Genomic DNA, 18,088 nt, shown 5'->3' with positions numbered 1-18,088 from the left:
CAGTAATGAGGTTCCGCCATGCCCGCAGCCCACATCCCCATCCACGCCATCAAGGGCCGCGGCGCGGCCACGCAGCTTGCGCATCGCTTCTCCAAGGACGAGCGCAATGCCTTCGACGACGGCTGGGGCACGCTCGAAGACGGCGTGGCCGAGGCGCAGGAGCTGCAGCCCATCGCCACCGAGGTGCGCTTCGAAGACGTCAAGTCGGCGCTCAACGAGAACGACTCGCCCGACATCTACTTCGACCGCTCACTCAACCCCTACCGCGGCTGCGAGCACGGATGCATCTATTGCTTCGCCCGGCCCACGCACAGCTACCTCAACCTGTCGCCCGGCCTCGACTTCGAGACCAAGCTGATCGCCAAGCGAAACATCGCCGACATGCTGCGCACCGAGCTCGGGCGCAAGAGCTACCGGCCCAGCTACATCGCCATCGGCACCGCCACCGACTGCTACCAGCCCATCGAGCGCGACTTGAGGCTCACCCGCTCGGTCATCGAACTGCTGCAGGAAGCGCGGCATCCGTTCGCGCTGGTCACCAAGTCGAGCGCCATCGAGCGCGACCTCGACGTGATCGCGCCCATGGCGGCCGACCGTCTTGCGGCCGTGTACGTGACCGTGACCACGCTCGACGGCGAACTCGCCCGCAAGCTGGAGCCGCGCGCCGCGGCGCCGCACCGCCGTCTGCGCACCATCCGCACGCTGACCGAGGCGGGCGTGCCGGTCGGCGTGAGCGTGGCGCCGCAGATTCCCTTCGTGACCGAAGACATGGAACAGGTGCTCGAGGCCGCATGGGAAGCCGGCGCGCGCAGCGCCTTCTACACGGTGGTGAGGCTGCCGTGGGAGGTGGCGCCGCTCTTCAAGGAATGGCTGGCACTGCACTATCCGCAGCGCGCCGACCGCATCATGGCGCGCATCCACGAGATGCGCGGCGGCAAGGACTACGACGCCGACTTCGCCACGCGCATGAAGGGCTCGGGCCTGTGGGCCGACCTGATCCACCAGCGCTTCGAGAAGGCGACGAACCGACTGGGCTACAACCGCGAGCGCATTCCGCTGGACATCACGGCGTTCCGGCCGCCTGGCGCCGCGGGGCAGGGCAGCCTGTTCTGAACGGCGGCGTGGCCGCTTCGCGAACCTTCTACACGTAACCCAGCGGCAGCGCCGTGGTCTGCTTCAGTTCCTGCATGGCGAAGCTGGAGCTGACGTCGTGCAGGTTCGTGCCCGAGATCAGTCGCTTGTAGACGGCGTCGTAGGCGGCGATGTCCGGCACCACCACGCGCAGCAGGTAGTCCACGTCGCCGCTCATCCGATAGAACTCGACCACTTCCGGAATGGCATGGACCGTGGCCGTGAAGCGGTCGAACCACTCCTGCGAGTGCGTGCTGGTCCGCACCGACACGAAGACCGTCACCGCCACGTTGACCTTGCGCGGGTCGAGCAGGGCCACCGAGCGCGTGATGACGCCCCCCTCCTTGAGCCGCTGGATGCGCCTCCAGCATGGCGTGGCAGACAGGCCCACCTGCTCGGCGATCTGCGCCACCTGCAGCTCGGCGTCTTGCTGCAGGAGATCAAGAATCTTGATATCTATGGAATCCAGTTTCATCAAATATCCTTGATTGAGCATTGGATTCCAATCTTATCGGCATAGGCAGCATAAAAGGCAAGCCGCTGCTCCGCCCCGGGCGGCAGACTCTACCGGGTGCGCGGCGTGGTCGCCCGCCACGCCCGCCAAGCCTGCAAACGCTTGCATCTCTTCTCCCGGAATCACCTGAATGGACATCTACCTCGACGCCAACGCCACCACGCCCGTGCTGCCTCGCGCCCGGGCCGCGGCACTCGCAGCCATGGCCGACGACTTCGGCAACCCCAGCAGCGTCCACAGCACCGGGCTGAAGGCGCGCGCGCTGATGGATTCGGTGCGCTCCCGCGCGCGGCGGCTGCTCGGTGCGCCCACGGGCGACCTGCTTTTTCTCAGCGGCGCCACCGAAGGCATCCAGACGGCGGTGCTGTCGGCGTTGAGCGCGCTGCGCGGCCGCGAGGACGTCGACTGCGTGCTGTACGGCGCGACGGAGCACAAGGCGGTGCCGGAAGCGATCAGCCACTGGAACAAATTGCTGGGCCTGAACCTGCGCGTGCTGCCCATCCCGGTCGGCCGCGACGGCCGCCATGACCTGCACTGGCTGCGCGCGCATGCCGCACGTGCCGGGCTGGTCTGCACCATGGCCGCCAACAACGAGACCGGCGTCGTCAGCGACCTGGACGGCATCGCCCAGGCGCTCGACGGGAGCCCGGCCTTGTGGATGGTCGACAGCGTGCAGGCGCTGGGCAAGCTCGAGCTCCGGCTCGAGGCCCTCCGCATCGACTACGCGCCGTTCTCGGGGCACAAGCTCTATGCCCCCAAGGGCATCGGCCTGCTGTACGTGCGCGCCGGCGCGCCGTTCACGCCGCTGATGGCGGGCGGCGGCCAGGAGGGCGCATTGCGCTCGGGGACCGAGAACATGTCCGGCATCGCCGCGCTCGGCGCCGTGCTGGAAGCGCTCAAAGACGGCCAGACCTTCCGGGACGCTCTCACGCTGGAGGCGTACCGCGACCGCATCGCCGCCGCGCTGAAGAATGCGTTCCCCGGCGTGGTGTTCAACGCGCCCTTTGAACTGAGCTTGCCGACGACCCTCAATTTCTCGGTGCCCGGCCTCGACTCGAAGCTCCTGCAGGACCTGTTCGACGCGGCCGACGTGCGGGTGAGCGGAGGCTCGGCCTGCGGCGCGTCGAAGGCGCTGCCGAGCCACGTGCTGCAAGCCATGGGGCTGCCCGCCTGGCAGGCGGCCTCGGCCGTGCGCCTGTCGTTCGGGCCGGCCAGCGACGCGGCCTTCATCGACGAAGCCTGTGAAAGGATCGGCTCCTGTGGCGCTTCGCTGCGCGCAAGCTGCCTCAATACCGGCGCCGACACCTCCCGTCCGGGCGACGCGCTCGACGGCCTGACCCGCTTCGTGGCCGGCGGTGCATGCTGCTACCTCCTGGCCGACGCCGGCAGCCGGCGCTGCGTGGTCATCGATCCGCTGCCCGAGTTGACCGGCCGTATCGCGCAGCTGCTTCGCTGCCAGGACTACACGCTGGCCGCCGTGCTCGACACGCACAGCCATGGCGATCATGTTTCCTCGGTGGGCGAATTGCGCGCCGCGCTGCCGGAACGCCTTGTCCAGCAAGGCGAGGTCGATGCGCTCGGCTGGCCCCTGGGCGCCGATGCCATCTGCCTGGGCGCGCAGACGCTGACCCGGCTGGCAACCCCCGGGCACACCGCCGACTCGACCGCCTACCTGCTGCACGACGAGCAGCTGAAGATCCGCCTGGCATTCGTCGGCGACACGGTGATGCCCGGCGCCCTGGGGCGAAGCGATTTCGCGCAAAGTGCGCCGCTGGCATTCGGCCCGTCGCTCAAGAAACTGGCGCAGGCCGCGGGCCCCGGCACGCTGCTGCTCCCGGCGCACGACTACGACGACCGCTTCGCGAGCACCCTGGCCCGCGAATGCGCGGCCCAGCCGCTGCTCGCGCAGGTGCTGTCCGGCAGCATCGACGCGGCAGGCTTCGCCTCGGCAAAGGCCGAACTCGAGAAAGACCTCGCGCTGACCGAATACCAGACCCTTGCCTGCGGTGCGCGCATCGACAACGGCTGCGCCGGCGCGGGCCACGAGATGAACGCCACGCAGGCGCAGCGGCTGCTGCTCGAGCATCCGGGACTTGTGCTGGTGGACGTGCGCGAGCCCTACGAGCAGCGCGTGAGCGAATCGTCGCCCTTCGGTGCCGACACCCACCGCGAGGCGGTGCCGCTGTCGGGGCTTCTGAATGCGCTGCCCGGCTGGATGGCGCTGCCGGCCGGTGCGCCGGTGCTCTTCTACTGCCGAAGCGGCAATCGCAGCGCGCAGGCGGCCAAGGCGCTGCGCCGCCTCGGCCATGCGCAGGCATGGAGCCTGGCGGGCGGCCTCGCGCTGTGCTCCGCTGCGGGCGCCGTCGCGCAGCCGGCGGCGTCAATGCACTGAGCCAGGAGAGCTCGAGCGGAATCGCTCCGACAGTGACGACGTGTGTCGATCGACCAGCAAGGCACCAAGTCGCGCGAACAGAGCCTTGCCGTTCAACCGGCCTTCGCAGTCCGGTCGATGCCGACGGCGGGGCAAGACGACGCCGGGGCCTTGCCGGGCTCATCCGCGCCGCACCAGTCGCCACCCAGCGCCTTCACCAGGAACACCGCCGTCAGCAGCCGCTGCCCCCGCAGCTGCGCGGCCTGGCGTTCCACCGTCAGCAGCGACTGCTGCGCGGTGATCACGTCGAGGTAGGTCGACGCGCCGCCCTCATAACGGCTGGTGGCCATGTCGAGCACGCGGCGCGCGGCCGTGACGGCGGCCTGCGCCTGGGTCGTTGCGCTGTCGAGCGCGGCAAGCCCGGTGATGCCGTCTTCCACTTCCTGCATTGCGGTCAGCACGGTGCGGCGGTAGTTGCCCACGGTGACGTCGTAGCCGGCCTTCGCGAAATCGACGTTGGCGCGGATGCGCCCGCCGTCGAACAGCACCTGCGTGGCCGACACGCCCACCGACCACAGCAGGCTCGGGCCGTTGAACAGGGTCTCGATCATCCGGCTGTCAACGCCCACGGTGGGCGAGATGAAGATGCTCGGGTAGAAGGCCGCGGTGGCGACGCCGATCTGCGCGTTGGCGGCGGCCATCGCGCGCTCGGCCGAGGCCACGTCGGGGCGGCGCTGCAGGATTTCGGAGGGCACGCCCAGCGGCACGGCCGGCGGCCTGATCTCGCGCAGGTCCACCGGCAGCGAGAAGCTGGGCGCCGGCGTGCCGGTGAGCGTGGCCAGCGCATGCTCGTACTGCGAACGCTGCTTTCTCAGCACGTCGACCTGCGTCAGCGTGGTTTCCAGCAGCGCCTGCTGCTGCGCCACGTCCAGGCCCGACACGGCGCCCAGGTCGTGGCGCGCCGTGACAAGCTCGAGCGCGCGGCGCTGCAGCGCGATGGAGCGGGTGAGCACGTCGAGTTCGACGTCGGTCGAGCGCAGGTTGAAGTAGCTGCTGGCCACGTCGGCGCTGAGCAGCAGCCGGGTGTTCTGCAGGTCGGCGGCCGATTGTTCCGCCGACGCCTTGGCACCCTCTACCGTGCGCTGCACGCGGCCGGCCAGGTCGACTTCGTAGCTCGCGTTCAGCGACAGCGCGAAGTCGCTCTGCACGGTCGTCGAATTGGGCGTCGCGTAGTTGGTGAGCGGGCGGTTGGCGGAAATCCTCAGGCGCGAAGCGCGGGTGCCGAGGCCGACCTGCGGATACTGCCCGGCCGCATTGGCCGCGAGCGTGGCGCGCGCCTGCGCCAGCCGGGCATTGGCGATGGCCAGCGTGGGGCTGCCGGCCAGCGCCTGCTGCTGCAGCGCGTCGAGCTGCGGGTCGCCGAAGCGGCGCCACCATGGGCCCTTGTCGGCTGTGTCGCTCGGCGTGCTCACGCGCCAGGGCTCCTCCAGCTTCCAGCTGACCGGCAGCGGCGTGTCCGGCGTCCTGTAGTCGGGGCCGACCGCGCAGCCCGACAGCAGCATGGCGGCCAGCAGCGTGAGCGGAGCGGCCAGGCGCGGCGGCGTCACGCCGGGGCCTTCGGTGTCGGCGCCTTCGCCGGCGGCGCTTCGGGCGCCACCGCCACCACGTCGCCTTCGGCCAGCGAGTCGGACGGGTTCAGCACCATGCGGTCGGTTTTCTCGAGGCCGTCGATCACCTCGACGTTCTCGCCGTAGTTGCGGCCCAGCGTCACGGCGCGCAGGTTGACGCGGCCCTGCGCATCGACCACCGCGATGCGCGTGCCCTCGGCGCGGAACAGCAGCGCGTTCGACGGCACCGAGAGCGTGCGGCTCGCGGCCAAAGGCAGCGAAACCTGCACGTAGGCGCCCGGCAGCAGCGCGCCGTCGCTGTTGGGCAGCGACACCTCCACCTGCATCATCCGCGTGGTCGTGTCGATGGAGCCGGCGGTGCGCGCCACCTGGCCCTTGAAGGTCTGGCCGCGCAGTTCGGCCTGCGTCACTACCACGGGCTGGCCGGTCTTCACGAGCTGGGCGTAGGCCTGCGGCACGTTGATGTACACGCGCAGCGGATCGGTCTGCGCAAGCAGGAACAGCGCGCGACCGGCACCGCCGCCCGCGCCCGCGTCGATCAGGTCGCCCACGTCCACGTTGCGCCGCGTGATCACGCCCGCGAACGGCGCCACCACGCGCTTGAAGCCCTCGGTCTGCTTCAGCCGCTGCACGTTGGCGTCGGCCGCCGCCACGTTGGAGGTGGCCTGCGCCACCGCGCTGCGGCGCTCGTCCAGTTCCTGCTGCGAGACCACATCCTTCTTGCGCAGCGCTTCCCAGCGCTCGGCGGTGCTGCGCGCCAGTTCCAGGCCGGAGGCGGCCTGTGCGCGCGCGGCCACGGCCTGCGACAGCTGCTGGTCGATCTCGGGCGTCTCGATCTCGGCGAGCAGCTCGCCCTTTTCGACGCGGCTGCCGATGTCCTTGGTCCAGCGCTTGAGGTAGCCGCTGGCGCGCGCCGAAATGGGCGACTGCACGAAGCCCTGCAGCGTGCCCGGCAGCGACAGCGTCTGGCCGGCGGTGGTCACGCGGGGCAGGGCGGTCTGCACGTACTGCTTCGCGCGTTCGGTCGTGCCCGCTTCGAGCGCGCGGGCGTTGGCGATGCGCACGAACACGGTGCGCGCCGCGCCCAGCCCCAGCAGCACGAGGACGATCAGCACCAGCCAGCGCGTGCGCCGCACGATCTGCCGGCGGCGCAGCAGCTCGCCGTCGCTCTCCCCGGTGGGATGGATGGTCAATGCCGCGTGGCGTTGCTCCGTCATGAAATCAATTCTCCTGGGGCGTTGCGCCCGCTGGCGGTTGATGCTGCTGCTGGGAGGCTTCGCGCGCCGCCCGGCGGCGGGCAAGCCGACTGTGCACTCCCGCGAACACGGCGGGTACGAAAAACAATGTCGACACCGTGGCAAAGACCAGGCCACCGATCACCGCGCGGCCCAGCGGCGCGTTCTGCTCGGCGCCTTCGCCCAGGCCGAGGGCCATCGGGATCATGCCGATGATCATCGCCAACGCCGTCATCAGCACCGGCCGGATGCGGGTGGCGCCTGCTTCCAGCGCGGCCGACAGCGGCGGGATGCCGGCCTGCAGCCGCTCGCGCGCGAAAGACACCAGAAGAATGGAGTTGGCCGTGGCCACGCCCATGGTCATGATCGCGCCCGTGAGCGCCGGCACGCTCAGCGTGGTGCCGGTGATGAACAGCATCCACGCGATGCCCGCCAGCGCGGCCGGCAGCGCGGTGATGATGATGGCCGCGTCCAGCCACGACTGGAAGGTGACCACGATCAGCAGGTACACCAGCACGATGGCCATCGCCAGCCCCACGCCCAGGCCGATGAACGACGACTGCATGGTCTGCACCTGGCCGCGGATGTCGACCCGGCTGCCGCGCGAGAGCCTGGGCCGCATCTCGTCGACCAGCTTCTGCACCTTGGAGGCCACGCTGGCCAGGTCGGTGCCCTGCACGCTCACGTACACGTCGATCACCGGCGCGATGTTGTAGCGCGACATGACGGCCGGCAGCCGGTCGGCCTGCGCGCTCACGAGATTGCCCAGCAACTGCTGCGAGCCCGGCCCGCCCGCGCCGCCGCTGGCGCCCACCGGAATGTTGAGCAGCGAATCGAGCGAATCGACCGTGTATTGCGGCGTCTGCACCGCGATGCTGTAGACCACGCCGTTGGCCGGGTTCAGCCAGAAGGCGGGTGCCGTCTGCGAGCTGCCCGACAGCGCGATGAGCACGTTCTGCCCCACGTTGGCGGCGGTCAGGCCGTATTGCTGCAGGCGCGTGCGGTCCATCTGCAGGCTCAGCGCGGGGCCGTCCAGGCGCTGGTGCACGTGGGCATCGACCGCGCCCGGAATCTGCCGTATCGCCTTGGTCAGCTCGGCCGCGCGCGCCGCGTTGCCGGCGATGTCGTTGCCGCTGAACTGCACGTCAATGGCCGCGGGCAGGCCGAAGTTCAGGATCTGCGTGACGATGTCCGCCGGCTGGAAGAAGAACTCGATGCCCGGAAAGCGCTTGGGCAGCTCGGCCCGCAGCAGCGACACGTGCTGCTCGGTCGGCTTGTGGCCTTCTTTCAGCGACAGCAGCAGCTCGCCGTCGAAGGTGCCGATGGTGCCGGCGTTGCTGTACGACAGGTTGATGCCGCTGTTGGGAATGCCGAGGTTGTCCAGGATGGTTTCGAGCTGGTCTGGCGGCACCAGCTCGCGGATGGCGGCCTCGACCTTGTCGGTGAGGCGCGCGGTTTCCTCGATGCGGGTGCCGGTTGGCGCGCGCAGGTGCAGGCGGATCTGGCCTGCATCGACGGTCGGGAAGAAGTCGCGGCCCAGTGCCGGGTAGAGCAGGCACGACAGCAGGCAGAAGCCGAGGAACAGGCCGATGAAGCCGGCGCGCCTGGAGAGCACCGCCGACAGCACCAGCGTGTAGGCACGGCGCACGCGCTCGAAGCGCTGGTCGAAGGCGCGGTACAGGCGCTGCAGCGCGCTCTGCCTTGCGCCTTCGCCCGGCTGCGGTTGCTGCGGGCCGTGCGAGCCGCCCATCAGCAGCATCACCAGCGTCGGCACCAGCGTGCGCGAGAGCAGGTAGGAGGCCAGCATGGCGAACACCACCGCCTCCGCCAGCGGCACGAACAGGAAGCGCGCCACGCCCGAGAGAAAGAACATCGGCACGAACACGATGCAGATGCACAGCGTGGAGACGAAGGCGGCCGAGCCGATCTCGCCCGCGCCGACCTCGATGGCCTCCTTCAGCGGCGTGCCCATGTGCAGGTGCCGCTCGATGTTCTCGATGGTCACGATCGCCTGGTCGACCAGGATGCCCACCGACAGCGCCAGCCCGCCCAGCGTCATGAGGTTGAGCGTTTCGCCCAGCGAGTACAGCACCAGGATGGACGCCAGGATCGACAGCGGAATGGTCAGCCCGATGATCAGCGTGCTGCGCCAGTTGCCCAGGAACAGCAGCACCATCGCGGCGGTGAGCGCGGCGGCCAGGATGGCTTCGAACACCACGCCCTTCACGGCCGCCTTGACGAACACGGACTGGTCGAACAGCGGCGTGATCTTGATGTCCTCGGGCATCGTCTGCGCGGCGACGGGCAGCATGGCGCGGATGTTCGACACGATGTCCAGCGTGGAGGCGCCGCCGTTCTTCAGCACCGACAGCAGGACGCCGCGCACGCCGTCCTGGCGCACCACGTTGGTCTGCGGCGAGAAGCCGTCGCGCACGTAGGCCACGTCGCGCAGGTAGGTGGTGGCGCCGTTCACCGTGCGGATCGGCAGGTCGTTCAGGCCCGCGATGGCGTCGGGCGAGCCGTTCATCTTCACGTTGTATTCGGTGGCGCCGAACTTGGCCGTGCCCGAGGGCAGGATCAGGTTCTGCGTGTTCACCGCGTTCACCACGTCGGCCGGCGAGAGGCCGCGCGCCTGCAGCGCCTGGGTGTCGAGGTCGACCGAGATCAGCCGGTTCTTGCCGCCGTAGGGAAAGGGAATGGCCGCGCCCGGCACCGTGATGAGCTGCGGGCGCAGCTGGTTGACGGTGGCGTCGAACAGGGAGTTTTCAGAACGCGTGGGGCTGGAGAGCGCCAGCTGGATCACCGGCACGCTGGAAGCCGAATACTTGATGACCAGCGGCGGCGTGATGCCCGGTGGCAGCTGCCGCACCTGCGCCTGCATGGAGGCCACTACCTGCGAGATGGCCATCTCGATGTTGGCCGTGGGCTGGAAGAACACCTTGATGATCGACACGCCCGCCAGCGACTGCGACTCGATGTGCTCGATGTCGCTCACGGTTGTGGTCAGCCCGCGCTCGACCTGGCCCGAGATGCGCTGCCCCATTTCCTGGGCCGGCAGGCCGGTGTAGTTCCAGATGACGCTGACCACCGGAATGTTGATTTCCGGAAAGATGTCGGTCGCCATGCGCGCCAGCACGAAGGGCGTGGCCAGCACGATCAGCATCGCCATGACGATGAAGGTGTACGGACGACGCAACGCAAGCTGGACCATGGCGGGGGCTCTCTGCTTCCGACGGAAAAAGGTTTCGCATCATAAGGAAGTAGATTTAAGTTTGCTGGCCAGGTCAGGGCGGCTGTCGCGCTTTACCAAATGGGTGTCGAATGACACCAGATGCCATTCGCACAGGGCACTCTCAGGCCTTGCCCGCCCGCATTGCCTCGAGAGCCACGGACACGCGGTTCATTGCGTCGGCGACGATTTCCAGTTCTTGCGCAGTGGCTGGCGCAACCATCGCACTCACGAGTTCGGCCTGGATCGCCAGGCACTTCCGGGCGATTGCCATGCCGTCATCGGTCAAGGTCAGGCGCCTGATTCGCGCGTCGGCACCGTCGCTGTCGCGCCGCACCCATCCCCTGGTCTCCATCTGCGTGAGCAGCATGCTGACGCCACTCTTGGCGACGAAGCAACGAGCGGCCAACGCCTGCTGCGTGATGCCCGGCGTGGTCGCGATGGTGGCCAGCACCTCGTGTTCGCCCACGCGCAAACCGATCGCGGCGAGTCGTGACGTCATGACCGCGTCGCACAGGTTGTAGGCCCGTACCACCGCCAGCCAGGCTTGGGTTCCATGAGGCGACGAGGGCGCGCGGTCGAGTTCGGTCGGCTTTTTTGGCTTTGGGGTTTTGGTGGTGGCCATGGGGATGGTTCAGTATTGAACATATACTGTTCATTGCTGAACCAATTATGGCCTGCCCATGAATCTCTACTTGCGCCTGCTGATGACTCTGCTGCGTGCCTGGCGTGCACCGCGCCTGGTGCCAGGCGACACGCTGGAGCGGCGGCTTCGGGTGCTGCCCAACGACCTGGACATCAACGGCCACATGAACAACGGCCGCTATCTGACCATCATCGACCTGATGCTGGTCGAGTACTTCGTGCGCACCGGCTTTGCCGCGACCATGTTGCGTCAGGGCTGGCGGCCGATGTCGGGTGGCTCGCTCATCAGCTATCGGCGTGGGCTGAACCCGTTCGAGGTGTACACGCTGCGTTTCCGGCTCGACGCCACCGACCAGCACTGGAACTACATGCGCTTCGAGTTCGTCAAGGGCGACAAGGTATGCGCCGCCGGCTACATGAAGGGCGCGGCCGTAGGGCGCAACGGGCTGGTGCCCAACCTGGAGTCGTACGCCGCCATGGGCCTGGTGCCGCCGGCGCATGCACTGCCGTCGCCCGTGCGCGACTGGATCGCGGCAGAGCAGGGCGTGATGAGCGCGGCCTGGTGATGCAACTCAGGCCTCGGGTGCACCGAGCGCCAGCCGCAACTGCGTGACATTGGGGTTGCCCGGATCGCGCCGCACCTTGAAGCCCAGCTTGCGCGCCAGCGCCAGCATCGCGACGTTGTCGAACAGCGTGATGTCCGCGAGCTGCTTCACGCCGGCCTCGGCGGCCGCATCGATCAGCTTGCGCATGAGCTTGTGGGCCACGCCCCGGTGCTGCCAGGCGTCGGCGATGACCACCGCGAATTCCGCGACGTGCGCCGTCTCGGGTGTGTCGCCGCGCACGTAGCGCGCCACGCCCACCTGCTGCTCGGCGCCGTCGGCCACGGTGGTCGCGATGAGCGCCAGTTCGCGGTCGTAGTCGATGTGGGTCATGCGCCAGAGTTCGTCCGGCTGTGGCTTGCGCGGCGACAGCAGGCGGCGGTAGCCGGTTTCGTTCGACAGGCCCGCCACGAATGCCGCGTGCATGGCCAGGTCGTCGGCGCGGATCGGGCGGATGCGCACCGCCGTGCCGTCGCGCAGTTGCCAGTCCTCGACCAGGTGGCGGGGGTAGTCGAGGGCCGGCATGGCATCGCTCGGGCGACTCAGCCGATGACTTCGGGCCAGTCGGTGTGGAAGAACTGGCCTTCGGGCTTGTCGACGCGCTCGTAGGTATGGGCGCCGAAGAAGTCGCGCTGCGCCTGCAGCAGGTTGGCCGGCAGGCGCTCTGTGCGGTAGCTGTCGTAGTAGGCCAGCGACGCGCTGAATGCCGGCACGGGAATGCCGTTGCTCACCGCCAGCGCCACCACTTCGCGCCAGCTCTGCTGCGTGCGGTTGAGCAGGTCCTTGAAGAACGGGTCGAGCATCAGGTTGCCCAGCGCCGGGTCGGTGCGGAAGGCGTCGGTGATGCGGTTCAGGAAGCGTGCCCGGATGATGCAGCCGCCGCGCCAGATCGATGCGATGCCGCCCAGGTCGAGCTTCCATTCCTTCTTGTCGCCCATCGTCTTGATGAGGTCGAAGCCCTGCGTGTAGCTGATGACCTTGGAGGCGTAGAGCGCGTCGTGCACCTTGGCCACCAGCGCCTTCTTCTCGAGCGACAGCTCGATCTTCGGCCCCTGCAGCTGCTTGCTGGCCGCCACGCGCGCCTTCTTCTGCGACGACAGCACGCGCGCCTCGACGGCGGCGTTGATGGTGCTGATGACCACCGCGTTCTCGGCCGCGTTGATCAGCGTCCACTGCCCCGTGCCCTTCTGGCCGGCCTTGTCGAGGATCACGTCGACGATCGGCTTGCCGGTTTCCGGGTCTTTCTGCTCGAGCGCCTTGGCGGTGATCTGGATCAGGTAGCTCTGCAGCTCGCCGTCGTTCCATTCGTTGAAGATGGCGGCCATCTCGTCGGTGCTGAAGCCGGCCGCCTTGAACAGGCTGTAGGCCTCGCAGATGAGCTGCATGTCGCCGTACTCGATGCCGTTGTGCACCATCTTCACGTAGTGGCCCGCGCCGCCGGGGCCGATGTGAATGACGCAGGGGTCGCCGTCGACCTTGGCCGCGATGCTCTCGAAGATCGGCTTCATCACTTCCCAGGTGGAAAGCGGGCCGCCCGGCATGATCGACGGGCCCTTGCGCGCGCCTTCCTCGCCGCCCGAAACACCGGCGCCGATGAAGCGCAGGCCCTTGCTGCTCAGGTAGGCGTCGCGGCGCTCGGTGTCGGTGTAGAGGCTGTTGCCGCCGTCGATGACGATGTCGTCCTTGTCGAGCAGCGGGATGAGCTGCTCGATCACCTGGTCGACCGGCGCGCCGGCCTTGACCATGATCTGGATCTTGCGGGGCTTGGCCAGGCTCTGGACGAACTCCTCCAGCGTCTTGGTGCCCACCAGCTTCTTGCCGGGGTTGGCGGCAATGAAGGCTTCGGTGGTGGCTTCGGTGCGGTTGTACACGCTGACCTGGAAGCCGCGGCTTTCCACGTTCAGCACGAGGTTCTGGCCCATCACGGCCAGGCCGATCAGTCCGAAATCGCTTTTGGTGCTCATGGCCCTTCTTTCATTCATGTGCGCGGGCGGAGCGCTCCGCGCACGGGGTTTGGTTCCAGAACCATTTTGCCGGGGTCGGGAAAGGGCCGCAGTCGGAGGCGGTCTATACCCGCTTGGCAACCCGGCGGGGCTTGGGTATGTTCGCGCGCATGAGCAATGCCATCCACCGCTGGTCGACCGACGCCGTGCCGCCCGCGCAGCGGCTGGACTACTGGGTGGGCGCGGTGTGCGAGGGCTTCCTGGAGATGGACGTGACCAGCGCCGAGGCCGGGCGCTTCGGGGCCACGCTGGAGTCGGCGCCGCTCGGGTCCATCGTCGTGAACCGGGTGCGCGGCAGCGCGCAGGACGTCTACCGCACCCGCCGCGCCATCGCCCAGAGCCGCCACAACTACTTCTACCTGCTCTGCAAGACCGACTCGGCCTGGGTGGCGGTGCAGGACGGCCGCTCCGCGCGGCTGCTGCCCGGCGACGCGGTGCTGGTCGATTCGCGCCGGTGCTACGAATTTCACCTGCTGCAATCGGCCGACACCCTCTCGCTCGAACTGCCCACCGCCTGGGTCGACGAATGGATACCCGATGCCGGCGACCAGGTGGCGCGGCGCATCGACGGGCAGGCCGGGTGGGGCGGCGTGCTGTGCGGCTTTCTTCGGCAGCTGTCGCCGGAAGTTGCAGTGCAGCCGCCGCTGCCCGCCGGTTTGCTGAGCGACCAGCTCGGCAGCCTGCTGGCGCTGGCGACCGGGCAGGGGCAGTCGAGCGCGCCCGACAGGGGCCGGGAGGCGCTGCGCCGCCGCGTGCTCGACGCCACGCGCGAGCGGCATGCCGAACCCGGCCTCACGGCCGCGAGCGTTGCGCGCGGGCTGGGCATTTCGGAGCGCAGCCTGCACCGCTGCCTGGCCTGCGGCGTCGGCGAGGGTGAAGGTGCCATCACCTTCGCCGGCGCGCTTGCGGGCTTCCGCATGGCGGCGGCGCGCCGCATGCTGGGCGACGCGCGCTTCGACCGGCTGGGCATCGCGGAAATCGGCTTTCGCGTGGGGCTGACGGACGCGTCGCACTTCGTGCGGCAGTGCCGTGCGCACCTTGGCGCCACGCCGGGTGAACTGCGGCGCCGGCGCTGAGCCGGCAGCCGCCGCGCGCTCAGATGGCGCGCAGGTTCACCCGCCTTGAAAGCGCCTGCGCGCTTTCGCGCCGCTCGCTGTAGCGATCGACGAGGTAGCCGGCACAGTCGCGCGTGAGCAGCGTGAACTTGACCAGCTCCTCCATCACGTCGACCACGCGCTCGTAGTACGGCGAAGGCTTCATGCGGCCGGCCTCGTCGAACTCCATGAAGGCCTTGGCCACCGACGACTGGTTGGGGATCGTGAGCATGCGCATCCAGCGCCCGAGCACGCGCAGCTGGTTCACCGCGTTGAACGACTGCGAGCCGCCCGACACCTGCATCACCGCCAGCGTCTTGCCCTGCGTGGGCCGTACCGAACCGACCGACAGCGGGATCCAGTCGATCTGCGATTTCATGATGCCGGTCATGGCGCCGTGCCGCTCTGGCGATGTCCACACCATGCCTTCGGCCCACTGCGCGAGGCTGCGCAGTTCGCTGACCTTCGGGTGGTCTTCGGGCGCGCCGTCCGGCGGGGGCAGGCCGTGCGGGTCGTAGATGCGGGGCTCGGCGCCCATGGCGTCCAGCAGGCGCGCGGCTTCCTCGGTCAGCAGCCGGCTGTAGGAGCGTTCGCGAAGCGAGCCGTAGAGCAGCAGGATGCGCGGCGCATGCGTGGCGCGCTGCGCGGGCAGCAGGGAGTGCAGCCCGGGCAGGCGGAAGGCCTCGGGGTCGAGGTTGGGAAGGTCAGGAGTGAATGACACGCTGGCCTTTCGCATCGATGACGGGCTCGCCATCCTCCTTGGAAAACGCACCCTGCTGCGGGCGCGGGAGGATGTCGAGCACCAACTCCGAAGGCCGGCAGAGGCGAGTGCCCAGCGGCGTCACCACCACCGGCCGGTTGATGAGGATCGGATGCGCCAGCATGAAGCCGATGAGCTGCTCGTCGGTCCACTTCGGATCGTCGAGGCCGAGTTCGTCGTACGGCGTGCCCTTGCGGCGCAGCAGGTCGCGCACCGGCATGCCCATCTGCGCGATCAGCCGCTGCAGCGTGGCGCGGTCCGGCGGGTTCTTCAGATACTCGATGACGACGGGCTCCTCACCCGTGTTGCGGATCAGCGCGAGCACATTGCGGGACGTGCCGCAGCCGGGGTTGTGATAGATCTTGATGTGGTTGTTCATGGCAGTGCGATGCTCAGTCGAAGCGCCAGTGCCGCCAGGGTGACGAACAGCACCGGCAGGGTCAGCACGATGCCGACCCGAAAATATTCGCCCCAGCCGATCAGCGTGCCCTTCTTCGCGAGCACGTGCAGCCAGAGCAGCGTGGCGAGGCTGCCTATCGGCGTGATCTTCGGGCCCAGGTCGCAGCCGATCACGTTGGCGTAGACCATCGCTTCCTTCACCGCGCCGCTCGCGGCCGACGCGTCGATGGAAAGCGCCCCGACCAGCACCGTGGGCATGTTGTTCATGACCGAAGACAGCACCGCCGCGAGAAAGCCCGTGCCCATTGCCGCACCCCAGACGCCGCCTTGCGCGAACACATCGAGCAGCGCCGCGACCTGCCCGGTGAGCCCCGCGTTGCGAAGCCCGTACACCACCAGGTACATGCCGAGGGAGAACACCACGATCTGCCAGGGCGCGCCGCGCAGCACGCCGCGGATGCCGATCACCGGACCGCGCCCGGCCACCGCCAGCAGCACCACCGCGCCGAATGCGGCCACAGCGCTCACTGGCACGCCCAGCGGCTCGAGTCCGAAGAAGCCGACCAGCAGCAGCGCCAGCACCACCCAGCCGGCGCGGAAGGTCGCCGGGTCGCGGATCGCATCGGCAGGCGCCTTGAGCCGGGCCGCGTCGTAGCGTGCCGGAATGCCTCGGCGGAAGTACAGCATCAGCACCAGCAGGCTCGCGAGCACCGCCGCGATGTTCACCGGCACCATCACCGAGGCATACGCGCCGAAGCCGATCCGGAAGAAGTCGGCCGAGACGATGTTCACGAGGTTGGACACGATCAGCGGCAGGCTCGCGGTGTCGGCGATGAAGCCCGCCGCCATGACGAAGGCGAGCGTGGCCGCGGGCGTGAAGCCGAGCGCGGCCAGCATCGCCATCACGATGGGCGTGAGGATCAGCGCGGCGCCGTCGTTGGCGAACAGCGCCGACACCGCCGCGCCCAGCAGCACGACGAACGCGAACAGCAGCCTGCCGCGCCCGCCGCCCCAGCGCGCCACGTGCAGGGCGGCCCATTCGAAGAAGCCGGCCTCGTCGAGCAGCAGGCTGATGACGATCACCGCGACGAAGGTGGCGGTCGCGTTCCACACGATGCCCCAGACCACGGGAATGTCGGACAGCTGGACCGCGCCCAGCAGCAGCGCGATGACGGCGCCGAGCGATGCGCTCCAGCCGATGCCCAGGCCGCGCGGCTGCCAGATGACCAGCACGAGCGTGAAGACGAAGATCAGGACGGCGGTCAGCATGCCGGCCTCAGCAGCCGCATGCCGAAGGAGCCTCGACGGCGCAGGCCTCGCCCTGGCAGCAGTTCTCGCCGAGGTAGCCGAGCAGGGCGTTCATCTGCTCGAAGGCGGCGCGGTACACGAGGTTGCGCCCCTGCCGTTCCTGCGACACCAGCCCAGAATTCATCAGTTCCTTGAGGTGAAACGACAGGCTGGTGCCGGGCACCTCCAGCGATTCGGTGAGTGCACCGGGCGTCAGTCCGGCAGGGCCGGCGACCACCAGCGCGCGGAACACGCGCAGGCGAATAGGTTGCGCCAGGGCGGCGAGGGAGCGGACGACATCGTTTTCTTCCATATTTCAAGTATCGTTGAATAATTGAATGGAAGCAATCGCGTCGGGCCTTGGCACGAATCGGCCATCCGGCTGGCAGGCATGGGCTATTCAAAATGGATCACTGTTTCTAAAGTGCTCATCCGTCGCAACAACGAAAGAGACTTCCATGTCAGACACCTACGTTCTGGTTCACGGCGCATGGCACACCGGTGCCGAGATCGAAGCCGTGGCCGACGGCCTGCGCGCGGCCGGCCACACCGTGCATTGCCCCACGCTCGCCGGCAACAACCCCGGTGACGACCGCGCCAGCACCGGCCTGGAAGACGCCATCGCCTCGGCCGTGCGCTACATCGAGGAAAAGAACCTGACCCAGGTGCGGCTGGTGGGCCACAGCTACGGCGGGATGGTGATCTCCGGCGTGGCGGACCGCATCGCTGCGCGGTTGAAGCGGCTGGTCTACATCAACGCCTTCGTGCCGCTGGACGGCGAATCGCTCAACGACATGGTGCCGCCGCATTACGTGAGCATGTTCGATGCCGTCGCCGAGGCCAACGGCAACGCCGTGACCTTGCCGTTCGAGATCTGGCGCGAAGCCTTCATCAACGACGCCGACCTCGCCACGGCCACCGCCGCCTACGCCAGGCTCAACCCGCATCCGTACCGCACCTTCACCGACAAGATCCGGCTCAAGCAGCCGCTGGCCGCGCTGGCGCTGGGCAAGTCCTACGTCAATTGCCAGCAGGACACGGCGATGCCGCACGGCCTGCCGTGGCATCCGCGCCTGTCGGAGCGGCTGGGGCTGTTCAGGCTGGTGGAGTGCCCCGGCAGCCACGAGATGTTCTTCTCCAACCCGGCGCGGCTGGCGCAGGCCATCATCGAGGCGGGGCGCGACTGAGCG

General features: G+C 68.6%; 16 protein-coding genes. 5 read left to right on the top strand and 11 right to left on the bottom strand.

What is annotated here, in order from left to right:
* Positions 1-18: 18 nt before the first annotated feature.
* Positions 19-1,113, top strand: coding sequence for a PA0069 family radical SAM protein (locus WIX39_RS23175; protein ID WP_106937363.1), 1,095 nt, complete (start codon positions 19-21; stop codon positions 1,111-1,113).
* Positions 1,114-1,141: 28 nt separating this feature from the next.
* Here WIX39_RS23175 and WIX39_RS23170 read toward each other — a convergent pair whose 3' ends face one another.
* Positions 1,142-1,606, bottom strand: a complete 465-nt coding sequence (locus WIX39_RS23170) for an Lrp/AsnC family transcriptional regulator (RefSeq protein ID WP_409195939.1) — start codon at positions 1,604-1,606, stop codon at positions 1,142-1,144.
* Between the two features lie 169 nt (positions 1,607-1,775).
* Between WIX39_RS23170 and WIX39_RS23165 the strand changes: the two genes are divergently transcribed.
* Positions 1,776-4,037: an aminotransferase class V-fold PLP-dependent enzyme gene (locus WIX39_RS23165; RefSeq protein ID WP_409195938.1), complete on the top strand. Its 2,262-nt coding sequence runs from the start codon at positions 1,776-1,778 to the stop codon at positions 4,035-4,037.
* Positions 4,038-4,129: 92 nt separating this feature from the next.
* Here WIX39_RS23165 and WIX39_RS23160 read toward each other — a convergent pair whose 3' ends face one another.
* The 4 genes from WIX39_RS23160 to WIX39_RS23145 all read right to left on the bottom strand — a co-directional run bounded on the left by WIX39_RS23160 (position 4,130) and on the right by WIX39_RS23145 (position 10,733).
* Positions 4,130-5,578: an efflux transporter outer membrane subunit gene (locus WIX39_RS23160; RefSeq protein WP_409196360.1), complete on the bottom strand. Its 1,449-nt coding sequence runs from the start codon at positions 5,576-5,578 to the stop codon at positions 4,130-4,132.
* Between the two features lie 41 nt (positions 5,579-5,619).
* Positions 5,620-6,861 (bottom strand): efflux RND transporter periplasmic adaptor subunit, encoded by a 1,242-nt coding sequence (locus tag WIX39_RS23155; RefSeq protein WP_409195937.1) that lies wholly within the window; start codon positions 6,859-6,861, stop codon positions 5,620-5,622.
* Positions 6,862-6,865: 4 nt separating this feature from the next.
* Entirely contained in the window at positions 6,866-10,090 is a 3,225-nt protein-coding gene (locus tag WIX39_RS23150) for an efflux RND transporter permease subunit (protein ID WP_409195936.1), read from the bottom strand.
* A gap of 142 nt (positions 10,091-10,232) precedes the next feature.
* Positions 10,233-10,733 carry a MarR family winged helix-turn-helix transcriptional regulator gene (locus WIX39_RS23145; protein ID WP_106937368.1) on the bottom strand — a complete coding sequence of 167 codons (501 nt, stop codon included), beginning with the start codon at positions 10,731-10,733 and terminating at the stop codon, positions 10,233-10,235.
* Positions 10,734-10,791: 58 nt separating this feature from the next.
* Here WIX39_RS23145 and WIX39_RS23140 point away from each other — a divergent pair, with 58 nt between their 5' ends.
* Entirely contained in the window at positions 10,792-11,319 is a 528-nt protein-coding gene (locus WIX39_RS23140; RefSeq protein WP_081268580.1) for a thioesterase family protein, read from the top strand.
* A gap of 6 nt (positions 11,320-11,325) precedes the next feature.
* Here WIX39_RS23140 and WIX39_RS23135 read toward each other — a convergent pair whose 3' ends face one another.
* Both WIX39_RS23135 and gnd read right to left on the bottom strand, forming a co-directional pair.
* Positions 11,326-11,880 carry a GNAT family N-acetyltransferase gene (locus WIX39_RS23135; protein WP_106937369.1) on the bottom strand — a complete coding sequence of 185 codons (555 nt, stop codon included), beginning with the start codon at positions 11,878-11,880 and terminating at the stop codon, positions 11,326-11,328.
* Between the two features lie 17 nt (positions 11,881-11,897).
* Entirely contained in the window at positions 11,898-13,319 is a 1,422-nt protein-coding gene (gene gnd / locus WIX39_RS23130) for a decarboxylating NADP(+)-dependent phosphogluconate dehydrogenase (protein ID WP_106937370.1), read from the bottom strand.
* 149 nt (positions 13,320-13,468) lie between these two features.
* Between gnd and WIX39_RS23125 the strand changes: the two genes are divergently transcribed.
* A complete protein-coding gene (locus WIX39_RS23125; RefSeq protein WP_106937741.1) occupies positions 13,469-14,434 on the top strand; it encodes a helix-turn-helix domain-containing protein in 966 nt (321 codons plus the stop codon).
* A gap of 19 nt (positions 14,435-14,453) precedes the next feature.
* On the opposite strand, the gene arsH is transcribed toward WIX39_RS23125, so the two are convergent.
* Genes arsH through WIX39_RS23105 form a run of 4 tightly spaced genes read right to left on the bottom strand, consistent with a single transcriptional unit; the run spans position 14,454 to position 17,211 of the window.
* Complete coding sequence (gene arsH / locus WIX39_RS23120) at positions 14,454-15,188, bottom strand: arsenical resistance protein ArsH (RefSeq protein ID WP_106937371.1); 735 nt, start codon at positions 15,186-15,188, stop codon at positions 14,454-14,456.
* Positions 15,157-15,591: an arsenate reductase (glutaredoxin) gene (gene arsC / locus WIX39_RS23115; protein WP_106937372.1), complete on the bottom strand. Its 435-nt coding sequence runs from the start codon at positions 15,589-15,591 to the stop codon at positions 15,157-15,159. Before arsC ends, arsH begins: the two co-directional genes overlap by 32 nt.
* Positions 15,588-16,880 (bottom strand): arsenic transporter, encoded by a 1,293-nt coding sequence (locus WIX39_RS23110; protein ID WP_106937373.1) that lies wholly within the window; start codon positions 16,878-16,880, stop codon positions 15,588-15,590. Before WIX39_RS23110 ends, arsC begins: the two co-directional genes overlap by 4 nt.
* A 7-nt stretch (positions 16,881-16,887) precedes the next feature.
* A complete protein-coding gene (locus tag WIX39_RS23105; protein WP_106937374.1) occupies positions 16,888-17,211 on the bottom strand; it encodes an ArsR/SmtB family transcription factor in 324 nt (107 codons plus the stop codon).
* Between the two features lie 145 nt (positions 17,212-17,356).
* On the opposite strand from WIX39_RS23105, the gene WIX39_RS23100 reads away from it, so the two are divergent.
* The gene (locus tag WIX39_RS23100; protein ID WP_106937375.1) at positions 17,357-18,085 is read left to right on the top strand and encodes an alpha/beta fold hydrolase; all 729 of its coding nucleotides are present in this window, start codon (positions 17,357-17,359) and stop codon (positions 18,083-18,085) included.
* Positions 18,086-18,088 lie beyond the last annotated feature (3 nt).

The organism is Variovorax sp. AB1(2024) (assembly GCF_037482385.2).
Lineage (GTDB): Bacteria > Pseudomonadota > Gammaproteobacteria > Burkholderiales > Burkholderiaceae_C > Variovorax.
The sequence above is the reverse complement of the archived record's forward strand: the minus strand, read 5'-3'. Positions and strand labels throughout refer to the sequence as shown.